The sequence below is a fragment of the Micromonospora sp. B11E3 genome, from assembly GCF_039871625.1.
Lineage (GTDB): Bacteria > Actinomycetota > Actinomycetes > Mycobacteriales > Micromonosporaceae > Micromonospora.
Genome location: NZ_JBDPMC010000026.1, coordinates 28,610 through 42,876, shown reverse-complemented (window position 1 = coordinate 42,876; position 14,267 = coordinate 28,610). Strand labels below are relative to the sequence as shown.

Annotated in this window: 12 protein-coding genes; 5 read left to right on the top strand and 7 right to left on the bottom strand. The window is 69.4% G+C overall.

Annotation, left to right across the window (positions count from 1 at the left end; translation table 11 throughout):
- The first annotated feature begins 159 nt into the window (after nucleotides 1–159).
- Together ABGB16_RS15630 and ABGB16_RS15625 are read left to right on the top strand one after the other, a co-directional pair.
- Nucleotides 160–1,515, top strand: a complete 1,356-nt coding sequence (locus tag ABGB16_RS15630; RefSeq protein ID WP_347668773.1) for an aminotransferase class III-fold pyridoxal phosphate-dependent enzyme — start codon at nucleotides 160–162, stop codon at nucleotides 1,513–1,515.
- Between the two features lie 34 nt (nucleotides 1,516–1,549).
- Nucleotides 1,550–2,362, top strand: a complete 813-nt coding sequence (locus ABGB16_RS15625) for an APH(3') family aminoglycoside O-phosphotransferase (RefSeq protein WP_347668772.1) — start codon at nucleotides 1,550–1,552, stop codon at nucleotides 2,360–2,362.
- Between the two features lie 155 nt (nucleotides 2,363–2,517).
- Here ABGB16_RS15625 and queF read toward each other — a convergent pair whose 3' ends face one another.
- The 7 genes from queF to ABGB16_RS15590 all read right to left on the bottom strand — a co-directional run bounded on the left by queF (nucleotide 2,518) and on the right by ABGB16_RS15590 (nucleotide 11,021).
- A complete protein-coding gene (gene queF, locus ABGB16_RS15620) occupies nucleotides 2,518–2,889 on the bottom strand; it encodes a preQ(1) synthase (RefSeq protein WP_347668771.1) in 372 nt (123 codons plus the stop codon).
- A gap of 7 nt (nucleotides 2,890–2,896) precedes the next feature.
- Nucleotides 2,897–4,153: a DegT/DnrJ/EryC1/StrS family aminotransferase gene (locus ABGB16_RS15615; RefSeq protein WP_347668770.1), complete on the bottom strand. Its 1,257-nt coding sequence runs from the start codon at nucleotides 4,151–4,153 to the stop codon at nucleotides 2,897–2,899.
- Nucleotides 4,153–6,132, bottom strand: coding sequence for a radical SAM protein (locus ABGB16_RS15610; RefSeq protein WP_347668769.1), 1,980 nt, complete (start codon nucleotides 6,130–6,132; stop codon nucleotides 4,153–4,155). The genes ABGB16_RS15615 and ABGB16_RS15610 overlap by 1 nt, the downstream gene beginning before the upstream one ends.
- Before the next feature lies 1 nt (nucleotide 6,133).
- Nucleotides 6,134–7,402, bottom strand: coding sequence for a glycosyltransferase family 4 protein (locus ABGB16_RS15605; protein WP_347668768.1), 1,269 nt, complete (start codon nucleotides 7,400–7,402; stop codon nucleotides 6,134–6,136).
- The gene (locus ABGB16_RS15600; RefSeq protein ID WP_347668767.1) at nucleotides 7,395–8,420 is read right to left on the bottom strand and encodes a Gfo/Idh/MocA family oxidoreductase; all 1,026 of its coding nucleotides are present in this window, start codon (nucleotides 8,418–8,420) and stop codon (nucleotides 7,395–7,397) included. The genes ABGB16_RS15605 and ABGB16_RS15600 overlap by 8 nt, the downstream gene beginning before the upstream one ends.
- Entirely contained in the window at nucleotides 8,413–9,597 is a 1,185-nt protein-coding gene (locus ABGB16_RS15595; RefSeq protein WP_347668766.1) for a 2-deoxy-scyllo-inosose synthase, read from the bottom strand. The genes ABGB16_RS15600 and ABGB16_RS15595 overlap by 8 nt, the downstream gene beginning before the upstream one ends.
- Nucleotides 9,598–9,722: 125 nt before the next feature.
- The gene (locus ABGB16_RS15590; protein ID WP_347668765.1) at nucleotides 9,723–11,021 is read right to left on the bottom strand and encodes a DegT/DnrJ/EryC1/StrS family aminotransferase; all 1,299 of its coding nucleotides are present in this window, start codon (nucleotides 11,019–11,021) and stop codon (nucleotides 9,723–9,725) included.
- 264 nt (nucleotides 11,022–11,285) lie between these two features.
- Here ABGB16_RS15590 and ABGB16_RS15585 point away from each other — a divergent pair, with 264 nt between their 5' ends.
- From ABGB16_RS15585 to ABGB16_RS15575, 3 genes are read left to right on the top strand one after another with little or no spacing between them, the layout of a single operon-like run.
- The gene (locus tag ABGB16_RS15585) at nucleotides 11,286–12,110 is read left to right on the top strand and encodes an Rmt family 16S rRNA (guanine(1405)-N(7))-methyltransferase (RefSeq protein ID WP_347668764.1); all 825 of its coding nucleotides are present in this window, start codon (nucleotides 11,286–11,288) and stop codon (nucleotides 12,108–12,110) included.
- A 36-nt stretch (nucleotides 12,111–12,146) separates the two neighbouring features.
- The gene (locus ABGB16_RS15580) at nucleotides 12,147–13,394 is read left to right on the top strand and encodes a glycosyltransferase family 4 protein (RefSeq protein WP_347668763.1); all 1,248 of its coding nucleotides are present in this window, start codon (nucleotides 12,147–12,149) and stop codon (nucleotides 13,392–13,394) included.
- Nucleotides 13,391–14,188, top strand: a complete 798-nt coding sequence (locus tag ABGB16_RS15575) for an SDR family NAD(P)-dependent oxidoreductase (protein ID WP_347668762.1) — start codon at nucleotides 13,391–13,393, stop codon at nucleotides 14,186–14,188. Before ABGB16_RS15580 ends, ABGB16_RS15575 begins: the two co-directional genes overlap by 4 nt.
- Nucleotides 14,189–14,267 lie beyond the last annotated feature (79 nt).

The following is a 14,267-nucleotide window of genomic DNA, read 5'->3' as shown; positions in this document are numbered from 1 at the left end:
ATAGGTGCGGTGCTATATGCTGGCGCGCACGGTGTTTTTGGGGGATCGCCGGTGGCGGCCGCCGACGACGGATCGGACATGCCGGTCGGACGGCTCGGCACGCATCCCGGCGACGTCCCTGGGCAAGATCATAAATCGGCGAGAGAAGGTAGCCAGGACATGGATTCTGCCAACTTGACGAACCGTGGGCTGATCGAGCGGGCCCGGCGCGTGACCGCGGCGGAGAAGTACGACATCCAGACGCGGTTCTCCTCGATGATCTCGTCGGGCGAGGGTGCGTGGCTCACCGACGTCGAGGGCAACCGCATGGTCGACCTCACGGCCTCCAGCGGCACCATCATCCTGGGGCACCGGCACCCCGCGGTGATCGAGGCGATCACGCGGCAGATCCGGGATTACGGTACGGCGTTCGCGTCGACGTTGTCGGTGCCGCGGGTGGAGTTGGCGGAGCGGCTGTGCGAGCGGTACGCCTGCGCGGAGAAGGTCGTGTTCCACAAGACCGGCTCCGAGGGCACGGCGCTGGCGACGCGGTTCGCGCGGGCGGCGACGGGCCGTGAGCTGATCCTGAGCTGCGGCTACCACGGCTGGCACGAGTGGCAGCTGGCGTCCGAGGAGTTCGGGTACCGGCAGTCCTCGGGTGTGGTGGGCTTCGGGTACAACGAGAAGGCCCTGGAGAAGATGCTGGACGCGTTCGGTGACGAGGTCGCCGGCGTGCTCATCTCGCCGGAGCTGCTGTACTTCGACCTCGACTACTACCGGCGGATGGCGGCGACGTGCGCCCGGTACGACGTGCCGTTCATGATGGACGAGGTGTACACCGGGTTCCGGGCGGGGCCGAAGGGTGTGCACGGGCTGGACGTTCCGGCCGACCTGATCGTGATCAGCAAGGGGCTGGCGAACGGCCACTCGTTGGCGGCGGTCATGGGTCGTCGGGATCTGATCGACGCGTACGACGTGGCGGGGGTCCAGGGGACGTACACGCGGGAGGTGCCGCCGATGGCGGCGGCGCTGGCGGTGATGGACGTGTTGGACACGCCGGGCGTGTACGAGAACGCGGAGCGGATGGGCCGCCGGCTGGCGGACGGGATGCGCGAGATCCTGACGGAGGCCGGGATCCCGAACTGGGTGGGTGGCCCCGACCTGATGTTCGACGTGGTGCTGCCGAACGACGAGCTGGGCTGGGAGATCTACGAGGCGGCGCACGAGTACGGCGTGTACTTCGAGGACAGTGGCACGCAGCTGGTGACGACCGCGTTCGACGAGGCCGCGGTGGATCACGCGCTGTCGGCGTTCCGGAAGGCGACGCGTCAGGTGGTGGCGGAGCGCCCCGACATCGCGCCGACGACGGGCGGTGAGCTGACGGAGGAGCGGAAGCTGGACTTCGCCGAGTGGGCGTTCGGTGGGCTGCTGCGGGACGACGAGCGGACCAACGCGCTGATCGACGAGACGATCGAGAAGGTGGTCAACCGGGACCGCAGCATCAGGCCGGTCCTCGTCCCCGACCCCAAGGCCTGACCGGCGGGCTGAGGAGACGGAGCCAGGGCCTGCGATGGTGACTGCGGCACCGATTCCGGTGGCCGGTTGGGGTGACCGGGGCGAACCGTGGGAGTGCCTGGGCGAACGCTCGTCCGGCGCGACGGTCTACCGCGTGGGGGAGGCGCCCTCCTTCTACGTGAAGACCACCCCGCCCCGGCACCCCGACGACCATCGGTTCAACCCGGTGAAGGAGGCCGAGCGGCTCCAGTGGCTGGCCGCCCGGGGGATCCCCGTTCCCGAGGTCGTGGCGGTGGACGCCAACGACGACCTCCAGTGGGTGGTCACCCGGACGCTGCCCGGGCGGCCGGCCGCCCGGCACTGGAAGCCGGAGGAACGCCGGCGCGTGATCGAGGTGGTCGCCGACATCGCGCGTACGCTGCACGACCTGCCGGTGGCGGAGTGCCCCTTCGAGCGGCGGCTACCCGACCTGATCCACCAGGCGAAGGCAGGGATCGAGCTGGGCGCGTTCGACCCGGACGACGTGGACACCGCGCACGAGGGCTGGACGGCCCAGCAGCTCTGGGACGAGCTGAGCCGGATGACGCCCCCGCCCGAGGACGACCTCGTCGTCTGCCACGGCGACCTGTGCCTGGACAACGTGCTGATCGACCCCGAGACGCTGAACCTGGCCGGCGTCATCGACGTCGACCGGGTCGGCGTCGCCGACCGGTGGACCGACCTCGCCCTGGCGCTGTACAACATCGGCGAGGACGACGTCTGGGGCTACGGGCCGGCGTACAGCGAGCACTTCCTCCAACGGTACGGCTGCGCCACCGTCGACGAGTACAAGCTGACCTACTTCCAACTACTCGACGAGTTCCTCTGACCTGATCCGGGCGGGTCGGTGCCTCCGGGCGCCGGCCCGCCCGCGTGCGTACCTGTCCCCAGCGGACCGCGGGCGGAGTACGACGAGAACGGCGACGGCCGGTGGTTACGGGAACCACCGGCCGCCGCCGTCTTTCCGGGCCGTCCCGGGCGGGTTCAGCGCTCGTACGTGCTCGACGCCGCGAGCGCGATGCCGCCCCGGACGTTGAAGTTGACCGTGACCTTGAGGAAGACCGGCTCGAGAGCGGCCACCAGATCGTCACGCATCTTCGTCGCCAGGTGCTCGTGGAAGATCCCCTCGTCCCGGAACGTCTCCAGGTAGAGCTTGAGACTCTTCGTCTCCACTCCCCGGTCCCCCGGGCGGTAGTCGATCCGGATCGTCGCCCAGTCCGGCTGCCCCGTGATGGGGCAGCGGCAGGTGAACTCCCGGCAGTCGATGGTGATCTCCTGCGAGCTGTCGCCGATCGGGAAGGTTTCGAGGGATCGGTCGGGCGGGGTGTCCGCCCGACCGAGCTTCGTCAGAGCCATGGACCGATCATAGGCTCTGCTTCAGCGCCCCCAGATTGTCCCGGACCTTCACCACAGCGTCCAACATGTCCTGGACGTCCTCCGGCTCCACCGAAAGCATCGAGTGGTGGATCCAGACCGCTTCGTCCCACGCCACCCGCTCGGCGACCGGGAGGTGGAACGCGTCCGGGGAGATCCGCTCGCCGTACCGCTCCCGGATCGCCGGCCAGTCGTCGGCGGTGATGTGGAACAGCTCGTCGCGGTGCAGCGGCGGGTAGAAGGTGTTCCCCTCGAACTCCACGCCCTCGGCGAGCAGCGCCTCCAGGACCTTGTCCCGGTGCAGCCCGTCCCACGCCTGGGTGTCGAACCGGAAGAGCAGCTCGTACCGCTGGCGCCGGGTGACCCGCGGGTCCTCCGCCAGCGGGATGAAGCCGCCGATCTCGGTGAGCCCCTTGGTCAGCAGCTCCGCCATCGCGGTCCGCTGCCGGTCCAGCTCGTCGTACCGGTCGAGCTGGCCCAGCAGGACGGCCGCCTGCATCTCCGTGGCCCGGTGGTTCCAGCCGAAGATCCGGCCCGGGAACTTGTCGTACGGGGCCTCCTTGCGGCCGACGTGCGCCGCGGACATCGCCCGGTGGAACGCCTCCTCGGTGGCGGTGACCAGGAAGCCACCCTCGCCCGAGGTCATGATCTTGCTGGTCTCGAAGCTGTAGCTGCCGGCGTCGCCGATGGTGCCGACGCACTTGCCGCGCCACTCCGCGAAGTGGGCGTGCGCGCAGTCCTCGATGAGCAGCAGGTTGTGCCGGCGGCAGATGTCCAGCAGCGCGTCCATGTCGGCGACCTGGTTGCCCAGGTGCACCACCATGATCGCCCTGGTCCGGTCGGTGATCGCCTCCTCGACCTTCACCGGGTCGATGCACCAGTTGTCGTCGGAGATGTCGGCCAGCACCGGCACGGCGTTGACGTGCACGATGCCGGCGACCGTCCCGATCCAGGTGAAGGCGGTCGTGATGACCTCGTCGCCGGCGTGGATCCCGAGCGCGCGCAGCGCCATCGACAGGGTCACGGTGCCGTTGGCCGCCAGGAGGCCGTACTTCGCGCCGAGCCGGCCGGTGAACCGCTCGGCGAACTCCTGGTGCAGCGTGTTCGGGAAGGGGATGCCGCCGAGGTTGCGGGTCTCGATGACCTTACGGAGGCGATCCACGTCCTCGGGGCCGACGTGCGGCCACTCCGGCCACGGCCGGGTGCGGAGCGGCTCACCGCCGAGGATGGCCAGTTTCTGCGTCATCAGTGGCTACCTGCCCCAGCGAGGGCCCCGAGGGCGATGTCCGGGTCGATTTCGAAGACGGTGCCCTTGTTGCTCATGTCCGTCCACTGCTGCTGAATCTTGTAGCCGATGGGCACCAGACCCTCGAACGGCATGTTGTTGTACTTCACCCAGTAGTTCTCCAATGCGAAGGATCCGGCCCGCAGGCTCAGTCGGTAGACCGAGTCGGACGGGTCGACCCGGCTGCGTTCCTGCTCCACGTCCACCTCGTGGGCCCCCTTGAACCGCTGCAGGGTGCGGACCAGGATGTCCCGGTAGACCTCCTGCGCCTCGTCGTCGCTGTATCCGGCGCGACGGGTGAAGTGCAGGTTGTGGTGGAAGCTCTGCTGCTCGTCGTCCTCGATGTGGATGCCGTACTCGTCCGGCCGGAGCTGGATCGGGGAGTTCCGCTCGACGATGAAGTCGGCGATCTGGTACGTCACCGTGTCGTGGTACTCGCTGAGGAACTCGTACAGCTCCTCGGCCTCGTGCCGCTCCTCGGTGGGCAGGCCGACGATGGTCATCAGGAACGGCTTGTAGCCCAGCTCGCGGCTGTCCTGGAGCAGCCGGTGGACGACGTCCATCCGGTTGCCCTTGCGGACCAGGTCGAGCAGGCGCTCGTTCGCCGTCTCCAGGCCGAACCGGAGCGTGCCCTGCGAGTCGCGCATCTTGGTCAGGACGGCCTTGTCGATGTTGCCCTCGAACCGGACGTCGACCTCCCAGAAGAGCTCCGGGCGCTTCTTCTCGATGAAGAAGTCGGCGATCTCCACCAGGCGCTTGGCCGGGAACACCGCGTCGGCGAAGTCGAAGTGGACGACCCCCTCGTACTTCTCCAGGAAGGTGTCGATGTCCTTCTGGAGGTTCTCGGTGCTGCGCTCCCGGTAGCTCCACGGCGCGAAGTTGGTGATCGCGTTGCAGAACGAGCACTTCATGTAGTAGCAGGAGCGCGAGCCCTGGAGGACCAGGCTGCCCTGCCCCTCCCGGAAGGTGGTGTACAGCGACAGGTCGAAGTCGCTGTAGTCCGGCGTCGGGATCAGGTTCATGTCCGCGACCCAGGAGATGTCACCGCTGCGCTCGTAGTGGCCGTCCTCCTCACGCCAGTGCGTGTTGGGGACGTTCTCCCGCGGCTTCGACATCTCCAGCAGCAGCTTGCGGCCGACCGGCTTGGTGTCGAGCACGCTCTGCTCGGACATCGGCTTGCAGCCACCCGGGATGCCCTTCGGCCGCTCGCCACGGGAGAGCGCCTCGGCCATCTTCAGCAGCGGCTCCTCGCCCTCCCGGACGACCAGCGCGTCGATCAGGTCGCCCAGCTCGGGGCAGGTCTCCAGGCGGGGGATGAGCATGTCCGCGAAGGACGTCACCCACGGGCCGCCCCAGCAGATGTAGAGGTCCGGGTTCTCCTGCTTCATCAGGTAGCCCAGGGTCAGCGCGGGGATGACCTGGTTGTAACCCATGATGGAGAAGCCCATCAGGCCCAGCTCGGAGGCGGCGCCCGCGACCTTGTCGCGGTAGAACGCGTGGTAGATGTTCGCCTCCGGGTCGCGGACCAGCTTGGCGACCCGCTCCGGCTCGTCCCGCAGGATCGAGAGGAACTCGCAGTACGAGTACGGGAAGGGCGGGTCCCAGATCGAGAGGCTCTCCGGGGCGACCTGGCACTGCTGGTTGAGCTCCCACTGCTCGAAGTTCGTGTCGGTGAAGTAGTTGCCCGTGATGTGGTTCAGGAAGAACTGCTTGATGAAGGGCTCGGTGAACTTGTGGTCGTTCACCGGGCCCTGCACCTGCTCGATCTCGACGCGGTCCAGCAGGTACTGGTTGAAGTCCGCGTTCAGGTCGAGGCCACGGGCGGGCATGCCCTTGTCTCGAAGGTAGGCCGTGAGGGTCGCCACCGAGATCGGCGGGGTCTCCGCCAACAGCGACGGTGGGAAGGCGACACCGGTGACGATCTTGCGAGGGGCAGTCATCTCAGGACTCCTCCATTAGGGATTGGTAGATCGCTTCCAGACGGGCGCCGGCCCCCGCGAGGGAGTACTCCCGGTGCGGGATCGACTCGGCGTTGTCCGCCAGGCGGCGGGCCAGTTCCGGGTCGTCGAGGACCATCTCGATCGACTCGGCGAGTTTCGGAGGGTCGAAGGGCGGCACCAGGACGCCGGTCTCCATGTGCTGGACCAGCTTGTGGACGCCGCTGACGTCGTGCGCCACCACCGGGCGCTTCATCAGCATGTACTCCAGCACCACGACGCCCAGTTCCTCGTACTGCGAGGGAAGGACGGCCAGGTTGGAGAGCGAGATGATCGACGGGATGTACTCGGGGGTCAGGAAGCCGGTGATGACCAGCTTGTCCGTCACCCCGAGCTGCCGGGCGAGTGCCTCGACGTCGCCGCGCTGTGGCCCGTCCCCGGCGATCAGGAAGCGGACGTCGCGCCGCTTGTTCACCTCGGCCGCGGCCTTGACGAACCAGTCGACGCCCTTCTCGGACGAGATCCGGCCGACGTAGAGGACCGTCGGGCGGTCGTCGGTCAGCCCGAACCGCTGCCGCAGCTCCTCCCGGCGCTCCGGGGTGTCGTGACTGACGAAGTTGTCCGTCACGAGGTGCGCCAGCCGGTGCACCCGGTCGTCCGGGACGTGGAGCTCGTCCCGGATCCGCTCCCGGACCTTGTCGCTGAGCGTCAGGACCGCCCCGGCGTGCTGGATGACGTACTTCTCGGCCGACTTCGCCACCGGGTCGGCCACCCGCTCGAAGAGCGTGGTGGGGTGCTGGGTGAGCGACCGGCACGAGTAGATGTGCGCGACGATCGGCACGTCGAGCACCTGCGCCGCCGCGTACGCGTACGCGGGGGCCGAACCGGAGCCGTCGCAGTGCGCGTGCACGATGCCGATCTCGCGCTTGAGCTGCTCCTTGTTGCGCATCACGTACAGCAGGCTGGCCTTGGCCCAGGCGCCGACCAGGCCGAAGTATCCCTCCAGCTTGGACGGGATCGGCAGGACCGGCAGACGCCGGGCGTGCACGCTGATGTTCGGTGCGATCTGCAGGTCCTTCGGGATGCCGGGCGGTGCCATGGTGAGGACCCGCTGCGGGAAACCGCGGCGGGCCATCTCCGTGACGATCGCGTGGCCCAGGACGTGCATGCCGCCCATCGGGTCGAACCGTGGCTTCCACAGCTTCTGGTGATCGGCGTAGAGGAAGAACGGTGTCATCGAGAGCACGCCCCGGGGGGCGCTGTTGTCAGGCATCCAACTCCACTTTCCGTCCGTCGGCCGCGCTACGGTAGGCGGCCTCCAGCGCACCGACGATCGCCACGGCGTCCTCCGGGGTGTGCGCCATCGGCCGGCCATCGAGCACCGCATCCACGACCTGACGGTCCTGGTGCACGTATCCGCTGTTGCGGATCCACTCCCACTCGGGGCGCAGCCACCCCTGGTTGGGTTCCCACACCTCGGTGAACTTGGTGTTGGTGTAGGCCGAGATGCCCATGCCCTGCCAGAGGTCGGCGCTGACCGAACCCTCCGTGCCGATCACCTCGACCGTGAGCTGCTCGCCACCGGGGCAGAGCCAGGAGACGTCGCACTGGCCGATCGCGCCGTCGGCGAACTCGAGCAGGATCACGCCCTGGTCCTCGACGTCACCGGCGGCACTGAGCTGGCGGGTGCAGGCGGTGACCGAGCGGATCGCCTGCTTGCCGAGCATCCAGCGGCACAGCTCGATCGCGTGCCATCCGAGGTCGGTGAGGGCGCCGCCGCCGGCGGTCGCCTTCGACCGGAACCAGTCGGTGTCCGGGCCGGAGGTCCGGAAGGCCACCCGTACCGAGTGGACGGCGCCGAGCGCGTCCCGGTCCGCCGCCAGCTCGCGGGCCCGGACGAACTTCGGGGCGTAGACGAAGTTGCCGCCGTGCACCACCGTCACCCCGCGCTCCCGCGCGGCGTCGGCGAGCTGCCGGGCGTGCCCGGTGGAGAGCACCAGCGGCTTCTCCACCAGGACGTGCCGGCCGGCGGCGATCGCCTGCGCCGCGATGGGCTCGTGTGTGGCGGCCGGGGTGGCCACCACGACGAGGCGGACCGCGTCGTCAGTCAGCGCCTCGTCGAGGGTCGCGGTGGGGCGCGCGCCGAACCGGGTGGCCAGTTCCGAGCCGACGCGCTCGTCCCGGTCGACCACCCATCGGAGGTCCACCCGCGGGTCGGCGGTCAGGACCTCGGCGTGCACCCCGCCCATGAATCCGGCGCCGACGACGGCGACGCCCAAACGCTCAACCATCGGCGGCCCCCACGGCGTCCGCCACCCGGACCGGCTCGGCCTCGGGGAGCAGTTCGAAGTTCGGCAGCTCCGGTCGGGCGATCTCGTTGATCACCTCGCCGACCAGGGCCATCGGGACGGAGACGAGCGGCCGGTCGTCCTGCCACAGCGGCTCACCGAGCCCGCCGAGGAGGATCATGGCGCTGCTCTCGGCCGGGTCGCTGAGATAGCCGCGCTTGTTGTCGAAGCGCAGCCGGTGCATCACCTCGTCGAGGTCGATCTCCTCGGGGATGGTCACCATCGCGCCGGCCCGGGTGAGCAGCTCCCGGTGCAGGGCGACGGTGTCGTCGTCGAGGTGACCCAGCCGCCGGGACACCTCGGCCGCGACGACCATGCCGAGCCCGATCGCCTGGCCGTGGGAGATCCCGCCCGCCGCGGTGTACTCGATGGCGTGGCCGACCGTGTGGCCGTACTCCAGCACGAGGCCGGAGCGGCACTCGTACATGTCCTCCTCGGTCACCGAGGCCTTCGCCCGGATGCTCTCCGAGATGATCTCGTACATCGTCTCGTCGTCGTAGACGGCGTCCTGCCGCAGCGACGTCCGGAGCATCTCGACCATGCTCGGGCGGATGGCCAGCGAGTTCTTGACCACCTCGCAGAGCCCGGCGACCGTCTCCCGGTACGGCAGGCTCCGCAGCATGGCGGTGTCGGCCAGGACCGAGACCGGCGCGTAGAAGGTGCCGATCAGGTTCTTCCCCACGCTGGCGTTGACCGCCTGCTTCAGGGAGAGCACCGAGTCCGACATCGCGATGAGCGACGTCGGGATGTGGACGAGGCGGATCCCGCGGAAGAGCAGCGCGGCCATGAGCCCCGCGATGTTGCCGATCACCCCGCCCCCGACGGCCACCACGACGGAGGCGCGGTCCGCCCCGATCTGGAGCGCCGACTCGGCCAGCGCGCCGACGGCCTGCAGGTCCTTGTACGGCTCGCCGGCTCGGTGGACGAGCAGGTTCGCCGGGACGTGGGGGGAGAGGCGTTCGACGAGTTCCGCGCCGAACAGTGGACCTGTGTTGCTGTCGCAGACGATCAGGAAACGACTGGCCGACATGGCGACCAGGTTGTCAACGATGGAACCTAGACAGTCGCTGCCGAGGCGGAACGGATAACGAACCGCGCCCAGGCGTATCTCGACCTCCATACGTAACCCTTCGTCACGGGTCCCTTCAACCCTCGGTTTGGGCCCTTGCCAACGGAAGCCCAGGACAGGACTCCCGATCACGCAAACCGGCACCGGGCCGGCGGGTTGTCCCGCCGGCCCGGTGGTCAGTCGCGTAGCTCTCGGTGATTTGCGAACACCTTCTCGAATGCTCGGACGATGTCCTTCATGTCGGACTCGTCGCCGAGTAGTGCCGAGTGGTGGATGGTGACGAACCTCCGGCCCGCGTCCTCGGCGACCGGCAGCGAATAGCCGGTCAGGTCCAGGCCGCTCTGGCCCTTGAACCGTGCTCGGGTGGCCGGCTGGTAGAGCCGGTTGTGGTTCATCGGGGGGTAGCCGGGGGAGACGGCGGCGCCCGCCAGCTCGGCGGCGACCGCCTGGGCGATCCGCTCCACGCCCAGCTCGGCGACCTCGTCGTCCTCGATCCGGCCGGCCCACTCGTAGTAGGTGCGCTGGGTGGTGCCGGGCGAGGACACCTGCGGCTTGAGGCCGATCGCGCCGAGCCCCTCGTCGAGCAGGGCCGCGTTGGCCCGCCGCCGCTCGTTCTGCTCGTCGAGCAGTTCGAGCTGGGTGAGCAGGATCGCCGCCTGGAACTCCGACAGGCACCGGTTGCTGCCCATCAGCTCCGCGGTCTGGGCCAGCTCCATCTCGCCCACCGCGGGCACGTGCGGCGTGTAGGTGCGGCCGTCGGCCCGCAGGTGCTCGGCCCGCCGCGAGAGGGCCGCGTCCGCGGTGATCACCGCGCCGCCCTCGCCGCTGGTGAGCACCTTGCTGTGCTGCATGCTGAAGGTGCCGAAGGCGCCGAACGTGCCGACCCGACGGTCGCGGTAGCGGGCGCCGTGCGCCTGCGCGCAGTCCTCGATGAGCGGGATGCCGTGCCGCTCGGCGATCGCGGTCAGCGCGTCCAGGTCGGCGACGGCGGAGTAGAGGTGCACCACGACGATCGCCGCGGTGCGTGGGGTGATCGCCCGCTCCACGGCCGCCGGGTCCAGGCAGAGCGTCCGCGGATCCACGTCCACCGGCACGGGCACCGCGTTGACCCCGGCCACCGTGGATGCGTTGGCGACCCAGGTCAGACCGGGGATGATAACCTCGTGACCGCTACCGACCCCACATGCCTCGAGAGCGACCATGAGACTGGCCGTACCGCTGGAGGTCGGCACACAGTGCGGGACCTCGTGGAACTCGGCGAACGCCGCCGCGAATCGCCGCTCGAAACTCTGTTTTCCCTGATAGGGGCCGCTGATGGCCCAGCGGCCGGAATGGAGTACCTCATTCAGAGCGTCGAGGGTGCCGGGTGCGGAAGCGGGCCACAACGGCCAACGCTGCGTGCGTATCGGGGAACCACCATTGGCGGCAAGAAGGGTCACGTTCACGTCCTCCCCTAGCCAGACTGAGGTTGCCATTAGATCGCGGCCGGCCCAAGTGTGCCAGACGCAATCACTACTGTCGACGTGCAAAAACTCGGCCAACCCGGACTTGCTGGACAGGCCGACCGTCCCAGACCCCACCACGGAACGTGACGAGCTGGCGGTCCTGCGGTTTGTTCGTAATGTCTGCGCGTCAATCCCCGGCGCGTGGGGGCGTCGACGTTTTGCAGGTACAGCAATCGATCGGACGGTTTTGCTGCGTAGCCTCGTCCGTCCGTCCAGTAATCCCCGGAGGAACCGATGACCGCACCCGAGGCTGACGGCCGAATTGCTCAGATCGAACAGGCGATCACCAAGAGTCGCCGTTATCAGACGGTGGCGCCGGCGACGGTGCGCCGGCTGGCCCGGGCCGCCCTGGTCGCGGCTCGGGGCGACGTGCCGGACGCGGTGAAGCGCACCAAGCGCAGCCTGCACGAGATCTACGGGGCGTTCCTGCCGCCGAGTCCGCCCAACTACCCCGCCCTGTTGCGCCAGTTGGACGCCGCGGTTACCGAGGGCGACGACGAGGCGGTGCGAACCGCACTGCACCGGGCCATGTCGGTCCACATCTCGACCCGGGAGCGCCTGCCCGTGCTGGGGGAGTTCTACCAGGAGATCTTCCGTCACGTGCCCAGACCCGGCGTGCTACGTGACCTGGCGTGCGGGCTCAACCCCCTGGCCGCGCCCTGGATGGAACTGCCACCGGAGACCGTCTACGTCGCCTCCGACATCGACGCCCGTCTGGTCGGATTCGTCGACGCCGCCCTGACTCGGCTGGGTGTCGCACATCGGACAAGCGTGGTCGACCTGTTGGAGGACCATCTTGACGAACCGGCGGACGTCACGCTATTGCTCAAGACGCTCCCCTGCCTGGACACTCAACAACGGGGCGCTGGCTGGGAAGTTATCGATATTGTCAACTCGCCAATTGTTGTGGTAACCTTCCCGACCAAGTCTCTTGGTCAGCGATCGAAGGGCATGTTTCAGAACTATTCAACTAGTTTTGAGTCGCAGGCCAGAGAGCGGTCTTGCCGAATTCAGCGACTGGAGATCGGCAGCGAGCTGATTTACATCATTCAGAAATAGCTCTCCGACACTCTCCCGGGGGGATCGGGTGGCGCGGTGCGCATACTTCGGCTGACTCCTTTCTTTCACCACGACTACGTCGACCACTGGCCGGCCGAATTCGATCCGGTGGGCGGCATGCAGGTGCAGATCCTGGCGTTGTCCCGCAGCCTGGCCAGGGCGGGGGCCGATCAGCTCGTGCTGACCCTGGGCTTTCCCGGGCTTCCACCGACGAAGGAAATCGAGCCGGGGCTGACCGTTCGGATCGCCCGCACGTCGCTGCCCAAGGTCCGTTCCGAGATCACCGGTCTGGTCGGGCTGGGACAGGCCTGGTTGCTGGCGACCGTGCGCGAATGTCTCCGGCTGCGGCGCGGCGACTGGCGTCCCGACCTCGTCCATGTCCACGCCGACGGTCAGATCTGGCCGCTGGTCGCCGGCCGCGTCGCCGCCCGGCTGCTGGGCGTGCCGTACGTGCTCACCCTGCACTGCTCCCGGCTGTCCGTCTACCAGCCGATGTCCGTCGTGGACAGCATGGCGCACCGCCTCGTCACCCACGCGGAACGGCAGGCCCTGCGCTACGCCGCCCGCGTGAGCACCCTGACCACCCGCACCGCCGACGTGGTCAGCGCCGCGACCGGCCTGGACCGCTCCGCGATCGTGGTGAACCCGGACGCGGTCGACATCACGCCGGCCGGGCCGGCCGAGGCGGCGGCCTTCGCCGAGCGGTACGGGCTGACCGGCCGCCGGCCGCTGATCGGGTACGTCGGCCGGGTGGCCCACGAGAAGGGCTGGCCCGACCTGCTCCGGCTGGCCGAGCTCCTGGCCGACCTCGACCCGACCTTCCTCGTCGTGGGGGACGGCCCGCAGCGGGAACGGATGGAACGGGAGATCGCCGAGGCCGGCCGGTCGCACCAGTTCGTGGTGACCGGGTTCCTGCCGCACGAGCAGGTGCCCGCCGCCCTCGCCCTCGTGGACACCCTGGTCATGCCCTCGGTCCACGAGGAGCTCGGGGGCAGCGCGATCGAGGCGATCATGACGGGCACGCCGGTCGCCGCGTACGCGGTCGGCGGACTGCGCAGCACCATCGGCTCGGCCTGCCCCGACCTGCTCGCCGAACCCGGCGACGTACGCGGGCTGGCCGAGGTGGTCCGGCACGTGCTGGCCGACCGGGACGCCGTGGTCGCCCAGCTCAAGGCCGCACAACCCGCGACCGCCAGCACCTTCGACATGGCCGCCACCCGCGATCGGATGCTGGACTGCTACCGGGCCGTCCTCGCCGGGGCCGGCGCGTCGAGCCGGAAGTGACCGGGCGGCCGACCATGCACGACACCCCGGCACGCGGGCACGTCCTGGTGACCGGCGGCAACCGCGGCCTCGGCCTGGCCACCGCGACCCTGCTGGCCGACGACGGGTGGTCCGTCCTGCTCGGCTGCCGGGACGACCGGCGGGGCGCGGCGGCCGTCGAGACCCTGCGCCGGCGCGGCGGTCGGGCCGACCACGTACCCCTGGACGTGACCTCCCCGGCGAGCATCGCGGCGGCGGCCGACGCCGTGGCGGTCCTGACCGGTGGCCGCCTCGCCGGCCTGGTCAACAACGCGGGCGTCTTCCTCGACGAACGCGACGCCGGCCTGGAGAGCGTGACGGCCGAGGCCGTCCACGAGCTGCTCGCCGTCAACGCGGTGGGTCCCCTGCTGCTGACCCGGGCCCTGTTCCCGCTGCTGCGCGCCGCGACCGGCGCCGCCGTGGTGAACGTGAGCGCCGACGACGCCGACCCGACCACCGCCGACGGGGAGGCCACCGGCTACCGGATGTCCAAGGCCGCCCTGAACATCATGACCGTCAACCTGGCGGTGGCCCTGCGGGCGCAGGACATCGCCGTCAACGCGGTCGATCCGGGCTGGATCCCCACCGACATGGGCGGCCCGGAGGCACCGGACGACGTGGGGGCCGCCGCGCGGCTGGTGGCCTGGGCGGTCACCGACGCCCGGGCGCACGGCCTCACGGGCCAGGTCCTCAACGTCCGGCGTCCCCCCGAAGCGATGCGGTCCGAACCCGTGTCCGTCGGCCCAAACCCCTCCGTCGTGCCGCCGTACGAGTGATCCCGGTGATCGGCCGGTCCCAGCCGGGGCCGGTGCCGCCGGCCGGCACGCAGACGTACCCCGGGAGGTTGTCATCAGT

Bases quoted from the DNA above. Each gene is read 5' to 3' on its own strand.
- ABGB16_RS15605 (WP_347668768.1), bottom strand. From the start codon at position 7,402: ATGCCTGACAACAGCGCCCCCCGGGGCGTGCTCTCGATGACACCGTTC.
- queF (WP_347668771.1), bottom strand. From the start codon at position 2,889: ATGGCTCTGACGAAGCTCGGTCGGGCGGACACCCCGCCCGACCGATCC.
- ABGB16_RS15595 (WP_347668766.1), bottom strand. From the start codon at position 9,597: ATGGAGGTCGAGATACGCCTGGGCGCGGTTCGTTATCCGTTCCGCCTC.
- ABGB16_RS15590 (WP_347668765.1), bottom strand. From the start codon at position 11,021: ATGGCAACCTCAGTCTGGCTAGGGGAGGACGTGAACGTGACCCTTCTT.
- ABGB16_RS15610 (WP_347668769.1), bottom strand. From the start codon at position 6,132: ATGACTGCCCCTCGCAAGATCGTCACCGGTGTCGCCTTCCCACCGTCG.
- ABGB16_RS15630 (WP_347668773.1), top strand. From the start codon at position 160: ATGGATTCTGCCAACTTGACGAACCGTGGGCTGATCGAGCGGGCCCGG.
- ABGB16_RS15600 (WP_347668767.1), bottom strand. From the start codon at position 8,420: ATGGTTGAGCGTTTGGGCGTCGCCGTCGTCGGCGCCGGATTCATGGGC.
- ABGB16_RS15585 (WP_347668764.1), top strand. From the start codon at position 11,286: ATGACCGCACCCGAGGCTGACGGCCGAATTGCTCAGATCGAACAGGCG.
- ABGB16_RS15625 (WP_347668772.1), top strand. From the start codon at position 1,550: ATGGTGACTGCGGCACCGATTCCGGTGGCCGGTTGGGGTGACCGGGGC.
- ABGB16_RS15615 (WP_347668770.1), bottom strand. From the start codon at position 4,153: ATGACGCAGAAACTGGCCATCCTCGGCGGTGAGCCGCTCCGCACCCGG.